The sequence below is a fragment of the Vibrio sp. 10N.261.51.A4 genome, from assembly GCF_041471945.1.
Classification (GTDB): Bacteria; Pseudomonadota; Gammaproteobacteria; order Enterobacterales; family Vibrionaceae; genus Vibrio; species Vibrio crassostreae_C.
Genome location: NZ_JBFRPJ010000045.1, coordinates 1 through 12,364, shown reverse-complemented (window position 1 = coordinate 12,364; position 12,364 = coordinate 1). Strand labels below are relative to the sequence as shown.

The following is a 12,364-nucleotide window of genomic DNA, read 5'->3' as shown; positions in this document are numbered from 1 at the left end:
TTGTATGGATAATAAGCGCTCCAATCGGGTAAGGTGAGACCCAGACTTTAGCTGCAACTAAAGTTCTTCTATCTGGTAGTTCGATTAAATGCTGGTTCCTCTATCGAGAGACCGATAACAAGTACGAACGCCAGATAGAACTCCAAGCACCACACTCGAATAGTCTTCTGGGTCTCGAGCCCGCATTTGCAAGCAAGAGTTAGCTTATTATGAATACAAACACACTTCAAAACATTAATGTCGGCGTTGATACCGGCAAAGCACAATTAGACATTTACATCCGTCCTCTCAATATTTACTTCACTGTCCCCAACAATGAAAAAGGCATCAACGAAGCGGTAAAAACTATCGCTAAGCACCGCCCTAGCCGCGTGGTTATCGAAGCGACTGGTCGATTGGAAATGCCTTTCATATTTGCCTGCGACAAAGCAAAACTTCCATACGTCATTGCTAACCCTTTGCACGTAAAAAGATTTGCTGGAGCCATTGGACGAAGAGCTAAAAATGACCGCCTAGATGCAGCTCTTATTGCTCACTTTGGGGAAGCTATCCAACCTAAATTGACCAAGCTAAAGAGTGAAAACATAAGGCTAATGAGTGACTTAGTCACAAGGCGTAACCAGTTACTGTCCATGCAAACAATGGAAAAAAACCGACAACAAATTTTACCTCAGAGCTTAGCATCCTCAATCAAACCGATCTTAACTGCTCTGAAAAATCAGATCGTCAAGGTAGAAGAAAAGATATCAAAACTCATTGATACCTGCCCTGAATACCAAGCTAAAAATGAGATACTACAAAGCATGCCAGGAATAGGAAAAATAGCATCAGCTTCTATCATCAGTAATGTTCCTGAACTCGGTTTCATCACCAATAAGCAAGCGTCTTCTCTTATCGGTGTCGCCCCAATAACAAGAGAAAGTGGACGCCTCAAAGGTAAGCGGATGATCCAGGGGGGACGTGCCCAAGTTCGCACAGTCTTATACATGGCAATGATGTCCGCCATACAATGCAACCCAGTATTTAAGGCCACTTATGAACGATTACTTGCGGCAGGAAAACCAAAAAAAGTAGCGATAGTTGCCTGTATGAGAAAGATGGTTGTAATACTAAATTCGATGCTAAGAGACGGTGTTATGTGGGATAACAATAGCGCCAAAAATTAGCTATTGACGCCATAGTCTCTTGTTATATTTTTTATGCCCATACGTTCGCAGTTGCGGCGTCAAATAGAGTCACTTTACACTTAAACTTATCCTTAATTCTTTCGATATGCTTTCTGTCATCGTCACTGTATACGCCAATATAAACGCTAAAAAGTTTGTTGCCAGATCGTCTGCCTTGTTTTGCTGCGATGTTTATAGCATCAATGATGTGGTAATCATACTTACCAAAGTTGAATCCGAAGGTGACTAATGATCCTTGAATTTCACACAATGAGTCATAGCAGAATGTTAAATATCGGTTATGAAGGATATGCTCAAGTTTTTCTTCACCATTACCCGAGGCTACAAATACAGGATAGTGACCATGATCTATCCTGCGCTTGATGTTCTCAAGCAAGTATTTTGTACCAGTGTACTCTTCTTTAGTAATGTGCACTCCTTCATCAAAGATAGGCAATGCTCCATGGAGATAATAAATATTTTGATTGCTTTTATTATTGCCCCACCTAAGCTCCGAGTATTCAGGTTCATCGTCATAACCACCATCATCCTCACGATCTCGCCCAAAGCCATCTATTGCATTTTTAGCACCTTTCCGCATAAGGACCCAATAAAGCAATAAGTCATAGTTAGTGCTGAATACTGAACCATCATTATTGGTGAAAAATGATAGAAACGCGGAGCATTTATCTATTTGGGATTCTTGCAACTTAAAAACATGTTCAGGATGTAATGATTCAACTGCATCAATTAAGCTTTCCTTTAATCGTTCACTAGCTGTTTCAACTTTGTCTAGCAAGTCATTATCTGAACCAAATACATCTATAAGCTCACAAAAATTGTCAAGTTGCTGCATCACCAACTCAAAGTTTTTAGTTTTCACTATATCGAAAAGCGAAGTTATCAATGGATCTTCTTGTTTTTCAATAAATTGATGCAACGCGTTGTAAGAGAAGATCTTGTGGTTATAAGCCATACTAAAACCATTGCCCAGCAGTAAATGAGCTGTTCGTTCTTTTTTTCTTAAGTATTCTTTAACTTCATTATATGTCTTTAGCTTACTACCCATCTTGACCTCTCGATAAAAATATAACGCCGCAATCTTGCGAATCCCCTCATAATCAGGCGTAAAAACAATGAGGTAGACGCGCATCACCGTCTTTGATCTAATGAATATCGCTGAACACACATTTCGAACAAGTGGGTTAACAATGTGCGACATTCAGATTCTACAACAAACCATACAAAACCAATGCCCCTCCATTCACAAAAAACGCGTTAGTTCTCTGATACTTGCTACAAAAAGTGTACTTGACGGTTCAGATTTAACGCTGACTAAACTAGGTCGGAAACTGGAAACTAATACCACGGTAAAACATGCGATCAAACGCGTTGATAGACTGCTTGGAAATCGCCAACTACATCGTGAAAAAGACCTTATCTATAAATGGCATGCCTACTTAATAACGGGCGCTAACCCATGCCCTGTGATCCTTGTTGATTGGTCTGATGTTCGTGAACAACTTCGTTATATGACGTTAAGAGCATCCGTTGCACTTGATGGTCGAGCCATCACAATCTTTGAACAAGTTTTTGAGTATGGCCAATAAAATTCACCGAAAAGTCACCAAACATTCCTCGATAAATTGCAGAGTATTTTGCCGAATAAAGTCAGTCCGATCATCGTTTCTGATGCGGGTTTTAGAAATACTTGGTTCCGCCAAGTTCAGGAGAAAGGTTGGTTTTGGTTAGGTCTTGTCCGAGGTGAAGTATCAATCAAACTACCTCAAAAACATTGGGTCTCAAATAAAACCTTTTATCCAAACGCTGTCCATAAACCCAAATATCTTGGCCACTGCTTATTAGCAAAGAGATCACCGATATCTTGTGAAGCCTATGTTTATAAGGGATTAGAAAAAGGCAGAAAAGCACAGCGCCATAGCAGAACCAGCCAAAAACACTCCGCTACACATCTCTATCAACGCAGTGCAAAGGAGCCGTGGTTACTCGCGAGCAATATCCCTAGACATATCTTAAATGAAGTACAAATTACCAACCTGTACGCCAAGCGCATGCAAATAGAAGAAGCATTCTGAGATCTAAAGAGTACCGCCTATGGGATCGCACTTCGTCACAACAGAACTCGTTGTACTAAGCGATTAGATATCCTGCTTCTTATTGCGTTGCTCGCTGAAATCTTGATGTGGTGGAATGGCCTAATTGCAGTACAGGCCAAATGGCATTTTGACTTCCAAGCCAACAGCATTAAACACCGCCGAGTTCTATCTATACCTCGTCTAGGGAGAGAGGTACGAAATCATCGGCGATATCAAATTAATGAATCCCAATATCAATGGGGAATGTTCGAATATCAAAGGCTCACACACAACGTAGGACTAGGGAAATTATGAGGGGATCCGTCAGCGCCGCAATAAGCGGTGAATGAACGCGTGCTATGTTTGAGCGTAAGCGAGTCGGCACGCGTTCATGAATCCGACTTAATTGCTTTGTTATGCGCTGATACGCCTATTGTTTTCGTTGATTTGATGTACAGCAACCTTTAATACCTGCAAGCAAATTTTAGCTGTATGCATTGTAGGATTAAACCCTGTACTCATTTGCTCGAATGGATGAACGTAGTTCCTAAAACCTCGAAGAGCATGACTAAATTTATGAACATCATGTTGCAACAAACTTATTTCTTTTGAGACATCAATAAAGTTTGCAAGTGACCACTCTTGAAATGGTTTTACTTTTTGTTCTCTGTTCTTTGGTGCGCTTTTAGCACAGTTAAAAACCCTAGGATTCCTAGTTGCGACACCAAGTAAAATACCCTCAAGTGTGCTACCAGCCATAAGAATGACTGACAGAGGCGCATTTGCAGAAAAACAACTCTCTATTTCTTTTATCCGATACTCAAGTACGCTTGTTATTGTGCTATCTAATTGAAGATTAGAAAGCTTCAAATCATTAAATTCTTGATTAAGAAAGCCCTCTTCGTCGTTAGCCTTCTTGGGGGTAGTAAATTCAACTTTATCTAGTTTTTGAAATGAGATATCTGCATTATTTCTTACAACTTTCCATTTATCGAAAGCAAGATACTTATTAAATTCTAAGATGTGTTGGTCGAGCTTTTCTGGGTTCTCAATGAAACTAACAGGTGAGAATAAATTTCTAATGCATTTATCAATATTTGGCGTGCCATTTATTGTAGCAAGCCTTTCATCGGTATACATCCAACGTGAAGGGAAACCTTGTCCGTAGCTATCACTAAAGCCCAATTCATTGAAAAATTGGATTATTCTTGGACCATTTCGGTATTCTGTTTCTTCGTTGATAAGAATGCGAAGCTTTTCTAATGTTTTCGTTCCTAGAATCAAATCTCAAATCCTTGATTTTGTTTAAGCGCATAACATTGTTAATAACAGGCCCGCTCATTTTTCCGCTTGCCTAACTTTCATTCAAGCTATCATAACTCAATGGAATTTAATGCATATACTTCACATTTCGCACTCTGTCTTTACACAAAAACTAGCTTGCGTGTTATCACTTTTAACAATGCGCGTTATCTTAGGAAGATAAACGCTAATCCTATGATTAACAATTACTTATTAAATCTTCTATCGGTAAAACGATACTGGGTTCTAGGCAAAACAAGCCATTTTTCATACTCAAACCGAATTCACCCCCAATAAACTGTATAGATTCACAAGAGATGGATTCTAGAGTGCCGAGCAAATTTGGCTATATAGTTGAATGTTTTGGCATAAAGAAAAGTAAGTCAAATTCTAAATAGGATGACACACTTAAATACCAACTTAAAACGTTTTGGGGCAAAACCTTGCTAGTGATGATCACAAACTTCTGTGATCACAAACTTCCCTCACAAAACTTCCCTCACAAAACTTCCCTCATGTCACCAGAATCGTTGTTGGACAAAAACGCGTTAGATATATCGCTCTAACGCGCCTTACTCCGATAAGAAAAAGTAACTTAAAATCTCAAATATTTGTTAAATTCGACTCACCTTGCATCCCATTTTCTTTTGAGTTCGATAAAGCGTTCATCATCACCTAACTCGGTATTAGCTTCTATCATTTGATCTAAATGCTCCTCAATGTTGTAAGGCCATTTGTTAACATCATTAGGTAATACGGTGTTCAGGAGTAACAAAAGATCATTAGGGTATTCTTTAAGTACGTTGTCGTCATTCAGGTAGATGTGGTTAGCTCGTTCTAATTTCGTTAAGAACGGAGTGATTAGATTTACAATTTCAGGGAAGTGATCTTCCGACCAAAATGCGATATCACAAAGGCGTTCAGATACAGCGGGTGATTTAACAGCAAGCTGTTTAGGCCAAACATTTGACATAAGTTCTCTGAATGGTAGTAACCAATGCTCTTTGTCTTCACCGTCTCTATGCCTGGCTTGCCATAATATTCCACACCTAAAGTCATCACTTGCTTTAATTAATGCTTCTTTTAATTCAAGATCAGATACCCACCTTTCATCCTCATCTTTAATTTTCCAAGCTGAGAAAATTAATCTCACAATAGCATCCTGATGACCTCTGCTTTCAACTTCTCCCGAATATGCCAATTCCAGAATACTTGACTTCAAAATGGTGAATAGTTCTTTCCCGCGAACTCCTCCCCATAAAACACCAGCCCAAAATGCCTGACGATCTTCTCCGGAAGAAGAGTTTAAGGCAGAAAGCAAGTTCCGTTGAGTCCAGTCAGGATCAACCCAAAAGCACCAACTCAAACTGCGGCTAAGTATAACCATTGCGTAACGATGTAAATTATTAGGTAAAGCTAATAATTGGTTGAGCAATAACAATAAATTTCCAGTGAAGCACTCTCCAGATTCAAAAGTACGGCTATGCTGTGATTGCAGTATTGCACTAGTTAAGTTTCCAATTGGCGAGTTTATTGACTCCATGGACCAATCAGGAGCTTTACTACCTCGTATTATTGAAGATTCACCCTTAGCAGGTTGTATCGACATTGCATCAACTAATTTAAACGCTAATTTATAGTATGTAGCATAATAATTATCAGCAAGTACGCTAGTAGATTTCTCAAACCAGCTTGATACTGAACGAAGTATTTTGGCCAAGTCGTCACTGGTAAAACCAGACAAACGCTCAGCAATTAACGCCATAAATCGGGGTTTATCATTCTTACGAGCTTCAGAATAAAGGAAAGTATCCCAAGCCCAGTCAACAATGTTTCCCTTTTTTGCCGAATAAGTTAACGCGTTGAAAGCTCGAATCGGTTTTTCTTGTGATAAACCAAGAAATGGGTCCTCATCAATCAAAAAATCAGCTTGCCTACCAGATAACTCACTTGCTCTTTCAAGGATTGAGGCTATTGGTTCATCTGCTAACAAAGAATAGTCTGTATTTTTCGTAACAATACCACTGCGAACTTCAAAGGATCGTGCTGCATCTTTTGCATGCTCAGGCTTCCATTCCGGCGTATCACCTCTTAGCCTATCAACTAACTTATCCGTAGCTATTGTTAACTCACAACCATTTTGTTTAAGCCAAGTTACTCTATCCAGAATATTTCTCGCTTTCCGTTCCTTAAATCTACTTTCATCTTCGGTTTTCCAAAGTTTAGGTCCTTGCAATATTCTATTTTCTATTGTGGAACGGCTACATTGATCGAGTTCTTTCCACCTAGCCACGAAAGCTAGAAGCAAGTCTCTAGCATGATAACTATCCCAAAATGCTTCGTCTGAAAGTTGATTTAAAGTAGTAATAATACTTTCATTAGGCACAAGATTTGTTTTCCCTAGCGCCCAAATCTTTAACCTTGCAAAGATAGTACTGTCATCGCATGGCCACCTTGAAAGCTCCTTCCGAGCAGCATCAAGGTCAATCAAAACTAATTTCTCTAAGTAAGAAACAAACAGCAATACCCATGCAGATAGACCGTAAGTTCGACTATACGAATCATCGGTATTCTTCTCGGGTGTTAACGAACAACTCAGGCTCAGGCCGTATCCTCCTATTTCGTTTTCTAGTTCAACAGCAAGCTCTAGATTACGTCTCAGGACTTCAACGATACGAATTATCCACTCATCAGGAATTTCTAGCCTTCTTGGTAGTTCTGAGTAATGGACATCTAAATGAATTAAGTCTTTTAAACTAATCTGCTCCCAGTTGATTTCATTCGGGGTGCAGAAAGGCGGCGTGACCTTGATGAATGGTTTCGTTACCTTTTCAAATTGCCGTAATTTTCTTGGACACCAGCCACTATTCTTTATTGCTCTTTCCAGAGTAAACCAATCGCGGTGTCCTCCTTTATCAGTTTGTTCAAAGCCATCCAAAACATAGCTCCATGCCTCATTGAGTGTACTATCCATATCTTTAGAACGACGCTCACATTCTGACTTAAGTACAAACTGAACCCAAGGGTGAAGACATTGCTGCTTCGTAACCCACCAGATTACTTCTGGCTGTTCCGCCACTCTGCTCAACCAATGTGTTAATGCGTTGAGCCTTTGAGGTAGGGTAGAAAACTGAGGGTAACTGGAATCATCCCCTCTAAATCTGATAGAACGTTGGTCTTGTGTTCCTTTAATGTCTTGTGAGTTAAACTCAAAAGCATTCCATGCACCTGTGGGAACTTTACGTTTGTTATAAAAGTCATTAGGGTCAACATGCTGTGGTGGATGATCCGAATCCAAAGAGTAAAAGTGAAATGGGTCTACCATCTCAGTTAGGTTTTCTGCACCGGATAAATTTTGACGAGGAACTTCATATCTCAATTCAGGATCAAACACATGAAGCCAAGTGGCAGGAGCTAGTATTTCATTATTAGCAAATTTTTTGGCTCCTTCGGTTGTAGAGACAATATGTGCAATCTGACCGCGTTCAAAGGGCAGTAAGAGGTGAGGCCCCATTCCAGCTTTTGTGATTATTCCTTGATACCATGCATCCGGGTCAGAAGCCCGCTCGGCCCAAGATTCCAAAGTGTTCCAAAGCGCGATATGCCCATTTGTATCGTCATACGCAATCGCTTTTACCCCTTTATGGTGCCATTTTGAGCTAGCGTAACTTTCATCACCAGATTGAAATGCGTATATATCGTTGAGATGACTTGAGCTTTTATTGAGTGCTTCTAACAAATACTGAATTGGCGGATCGTCCGCAGAATAACCAACAAAAACTACGACATATTTTTCCAATATCCCTTTGACAAATGAAGTAGCCCAACCATTAGCCAAGTAAGCATCTCCAAATTCAGAACTTGAGAGGACAAAGCCGTTGCTTGCAGCACCGGTACCATCCTCGTTTACTTTGCCATGAAGATATACAGTGCCATTAAATTCAACGGAATGATTAAGTTCAGGTAGTCTTGGAGGGATAAAGGTATGTATATCTGGTTTGCAAAGATCAAATAAGCGATCAAAGTTAGTTGTTACCAAACGTACTATGCCATCATTCGTTGTAGCTAGTTTAAGCATCGTTTGGTGCGCACTAAGGTCAACTTCTCCCTCAGGCGTGAGAGCCTTAGCTACTGATTTATATATATCGCTCGTTAAGAACTCTCGCTCTAGCAAACCAAATATCCTGTCAGCCGAAACTACTCCCTCCACGCCAGTACTAGCGGTTATTTCTTTAGCAGCATCTATAAGCTTCAAGGCAGGGCTGTTGGTTTCAACACCAAGCTCAGATGTTACTGATGAAGCTAGTCCAAAAAAATCGGCAAAACCCGCTTTTGCTCTTGAAACACCTGCGCCACAAAAAAACACCACCCGACCTTGGTCTCTGGCTAATAAGAGTTCATCAGGTATTGAAGGTCCATTTTCGAGGAATCGCATCATGTTTCCTTTTGTGTTTAAAGTTCTAACTTGTAGGTGTTGTGACTTAAGCGATGATTAATCGCATCAATAGAGGTGATAGCGCTCCTATGGGTAATAGCTGCACTAAGAACTAATATGATTACAATATCATATTTAGCTTAGAAAGCTTTGACGAAATGTCCTTTATTCGGATAAGAAAAATTAAGTCAAATGGCTTGTCATAAATTAGAAGGCCAGAAGTGAGGCAGCTCATTTAGGGGCAAAGACATGCTAGCGATAATCACGCTGACAAACACAACCTGTGTAATTTCACTTAGGGGTAGTACTAAGATATTCTTTGTCGGCAAATCCATCGAAACAATATGCACTTGCTTGTCTTCGATGATTCGCCTTAGTCGTTTCCAGTCTTCTGCTGTCAAACGAGTTAGGCGGACTACTTGCTCAATGAATAGAACACATCCCTTGTTAGCTTCACCCAATAGACGCATAAGCTCATGACTATGCAAGCTTACACCTAACTTATTTTCGATGAACCAACCTGAAACAGAGTGTTTCATGTTTTTCAAAAAGTCAGTCATAGACTCTTTAGCACGAGCTGTGTCTTGGCTGTTAGTCGGTGCTCTTAAGCAACGAGTATCTGCATTATTGCTTTCTATCACATAACTAGGTCAGCAACTCAAATGATAGAGATATTACGCTAAAGGGGAGGTGATAAAGAAAAGCCCTAACGTATGGCTAGGGCTTTATTATCAATGGGATTAAACAGGCCAATCCCAATCAATGTATTGCTGTAGCTGTTCGCCAAGTTCCTCTGAAGCAGCACCGTCTACGTGATATGCGTGATAGCCGTACGTTTTTCCTGATGGAATTTTGGTAAATGTCGTTGCTTGATAAGGGTCAAATACTGGAGTAACACCGATTGATTGAATATCAGTGTTGATGGTCTTTAGCCATGTAACCATGATTGTTTTAGCGCCAGTGCGTTCGACGTACTTACGAGCAGCTTCAAGTGACCAGCCTTTTGTGCAGATATCGTCAACTAGCAAAACTGTTTTATTGCGCTTTAGTGGAGCATTTACGTAAGGCTTTTTGTAGTTCTTTGTTGGTAGCTTGTTCAGCTTAATAGTGTTGAGCTGATTATGGTGGTCAATCACAATGCCAGCATTACGCGCATTCTGAGATTTGGTCGCTGTAGTGTGACGCTCAATCAAATCATGCAAATAGCCCTTGTTGAAGCATTTGCCGAAAGTCATAAGATCATCGTTCATTTTGTCGTTGCCAACTCCTGCTTTATGCCCAGGGTAGGCAGCAATGAAATCAATACGCTGATGAATGCCAGTAAAGTACATACTAGTAACTAGCGCGCCAAGCCAGAAGTCAACATCACCTTGACCGAACTTAGCTGCTGCACGTCCATTTTCAGAGTACTTTCTGAACTCTGGCTTGTACGTACTGAACGGGGCTAACGCGTAGTACTCAAAGTCACCGTCTTTGACTTCATGACTCCAGAAGTGCTCACGTAGACAAAGCGTATCAATGAAGCGAGCAAGTTCTTTCGGTTCGCTAAACTCGAAGCCGTAGTCAGTATTATTACTGTACCAAGTCGCACGCAAGAACAGAATCTTGCCATTTACAGCAGTGCGCATATCATCGTCGCTACTGCCGATATAGATAACTTCGTTAGATTCCCACCTCATTTCATCAAGAACGTACTGAGTTGCTGCTGCGCGTGGCTTAGGCGGAATCTTGGAGTCACGCTGTCGAGTAAAGATTGCTAGGTCTTTAAAATGCTTCTCGAACTCGTCGTAAAGGTCTTTTTTGTTGCCGTCGTTATCCGTAATTGTCCAAGCTCGGTTAGCAAGTAACACAGGCTTAATCCCACGAAGTGTAAAGAAAGCCATTAACTTCTCTACCTCAGCGAACACGTCTGTTTTAATCTTACCGCCGGTGTTAATAAGCGTATCTTCTACGCTGAGAATCACACCTTTTAGCTGTTTAGCAGCCATGCAAACTCCTTACAAATCCATTGAAAGTTGACCTTGTTCGCCTTGTGCTGGTGACGGTTCGCTTTCTTCAGGTTGTTTTAAAAACTCGATTAAATCACTGGATTGGTCAGGGACGCTGAATACTTGTCCGCGTTTATATGCACTGACCGCTTTTATTTCTGCATTTTCTAAATCTGATTGATAGAGATATGGCATTACTAGGAATCGACCGTAGTCTTTTGTGAAGTTCACTGTATGAGCCGTACCACTCTTAATCTTCCACTCGACGGGCACTGTAACTTGAGCAAGGCTTGCTTGAATGCGATTGCGGCGCACAAAGTTATGTGCGCTGTAGCTTTGACCTATCAAATACTCAGTAATAATCGCACCACCATTAGCCACTATTTCAGCTCGTAAGTGTTCAGAACCACGCGGGTAGTTGCTATCAATACCAGTACCGAGAACAGCAATCGTCGGCACACCAAAACGCATTGATTCAACGTGAGCTTTCTGGTCAATACCGTCAGCAAGGCCACTTACTGATGCAAGTCCTTGATTAGCCATAGCTGAAACAATATATTTCGTTAGCCAGAGTCCGTCTTCGGTAGATTTTCTACTGCCAACTATCGCAATAGACGGCTGGTGAAGCGTTCGGTAGTTACCCTCAACGAATAACCACATCGGCGGCTCAGGTGTGTTCTTCAACTGCTGCGGAAAGGTGTCTTGGTCATGGAAGAAAATACGAACGTTCTTTTTGGTGTAATCACGCGCAAGCTCAAGCCCCTTATTCCACAAGTCAAGCTTGAACTGCATCCACGATTCGTCTGACTCTTTAATAGAGTCATCTAGCTTCTTGTGAAGCATCTTTTCGAAGTGCTCAACGTCGTCTGTTTTAATCAGTTTTCTAAAGCTGATTTTTTGAGCCGCGATTTTATACAAGGTTCTAAAGCCGATGCCGTGTATAGACTGTAATGCTAGAAACGCAACGGTTTCAGCTTTCCAGTAATCTTGCTCATTTTCCATTTCAAATACCTTGCTATAGCTGCGCCCGATTTTCGTACTGAGAGCGGTGGGTTTAAAGCTGGATTGAATGCCGAAGACAAATCGATCTTATTGCTTCCATCTTCCTGATTTATATTGCATATAGCAAGTGGCCAACCGACAAAAGCATGAACATTTTGTTCTAGATAAAGAGTTTTACAGGTAGGCGTTTCGTGTACGTGATGTATTAGTTCGACATGAGTGCGGGTGAGTAGCTGGGTTTGGCTTAAGTGATAAGTAGGGTGAGGTGGTGATTTGTTGCCGGGAATAGGTGCTGTCTTAACGTTAGAGTATCCTCCTCATTCACGCCTAAACTGTTACCAGAGTAAACACGTCTTGGGGCAGAAATAATTCACG

General features: G+C 40.9%; 7 protein-coding genes and 1 pseudogene. 2 read left to right on the top strand and 6 right to left on the bottom strand.

Going from position 1 to position 12,364, the window contains the following annotated elements:
- The first annotated feature begins 209 nt into the window (after positions 1-209).
- On the top strand, positions 210-1,166 hold the full coding sequence (locus AB4384_RS10265) for an IS110 family transposase (protein WP_372129429.1): 957 nt from the start codon (positions 210-212) through the stop codon (positions 1,164-1,166).
- 31 nt (positions 1,167-1,197) lie between these two features.
- Here the strand turns inward: AB4384_RS10265 and AB4384_RS10260 are convergent, their stop codons facing one another.
- Positions 1,198-2,319 carry a DUF4917 family protein gene (locus tag AB4384_RS10260; RefSeq protein ID WP_372129427.1) on the bottom strand — a complete coding sequence of 374 codons (1,122 nt, stop codon included), beginning with the start codon at positions 2,317-2,319 and terminating at the stop codon, positions 1,198-1,200.
- Positions 2,320-2,377: 58 nt separating this feature from the next.
- Between AB4384_RS10260 and AB4384_RS10255 the strand changes: the two are divergent.
- Positions 2,378-3,577, top strand: a pseudogene (locus AB4384_RS10255) (IS4 family transposase).
- 99 nt (positions 3,578-3,676) lie between these two features.
- On the opposite strand, the gene AB4384_RS10250 reads toward AB4384_RS10255, so the two are convergent.
- From AB4384_RS10250 to AB4384_RS10230, 5 genes are all read right to left on the bottom strand, one after another.
- Positions 3,677-4,546, bottom strand: a complete 870-nt coding sequence (locus tag AB4384_RS10250) for a hypothetical protein (protein ID WP_372129426.1) — start codon at positions 4,544-4,546, stop codon at positions 3,677-3,679.
- Between the two features lie 643 nt (positions 4,547-5,189).
- The gene (locus AB4384_RS10245; protein ID WP_164496849.1) at positions 5,190-8,999 is read right to left on the bottom strand and encodes an SIR2 family protein; all 3,810 of its coding nucleotides are present in this window, start codon (positions 8,997-8,999) and stop codon (positions 5,190-5,192) included.
- A 200-nt stretch (positions 9,000-9,199) separates the two neighbouring features.
- Positions 9,200-9,640, bottom strand: coding sequence for a recombinase family protein (locus AB4384_RS10240; protein ID WP_372129425.1), 441 nt, complete (start codon positions 9,638-9,640; stop codon positions 9,200-9,202).
- Between the two features lie 99 nt (positions 9,641-9,739).
- Positions 9,740-10,987: a phosphoribosyl transferase gene (locus AB4384_RS10235; protein ID WP_154723904.1), complete on the bottom strand. Its 1,248-nt coding sequence runs from the start codon at positions 10,985-10,987 to the stop codon at positions 9,740-9,742.
- A gap of 9 nt (positions 10,988-10,996) precedes the next feature.
- A complete protein-coding gene (locus tag AB4384_RS10230) occupies positions 10,997-11,989 on the bottom strand; it encodes a DNA-processing protein DprA (RefSeq protein WP_017086253.1) in 993 nt (330 codons plus the stop codon).
- Positions 11,990-12,364 lie beyond the last annotated feature (375 nt).

Excerpts from the sequence above, each read along its gene's own strand:
- AB4384_RS10260 (WP_372129427.1), bottom strand. The coding sequence starts at position 2,319 with ATGCGCGTCTACCTCATTGTTTTTACGCCTGATTATGAGGGGATTCGC.
- AB4384_RS10245 (WP_164496849.1), bottom strand. The coding sequence starts at position 8,999 with ATGCGATTCCTCGAAAATGGACCTTCAATACCTGATGAACTCTTATTA.
- AB4384_RS10265 (WP_372129429.1), top strand. The coding sequence starts at position 210 with ATGAATACAAACACACTTCAAAACATTAATGTCGGCGTTGATACCGGC.
- AB4384_RS10230 (WP_017086253.1), bottom strand. The coding sequence starts at position 11,989 with ATGGAAAATGAGCAAGATTACTGGAAAGCTGAAACCGTTGCGTTTCTA.
- AB4384_RS10235 (WP_154723904.1), bottom strand. The coding sequence starts at position 10,987 with ATGGCTGCTAAACAGCTAAAAGGTGTGATTCTCAGCGTAGAAGATACG.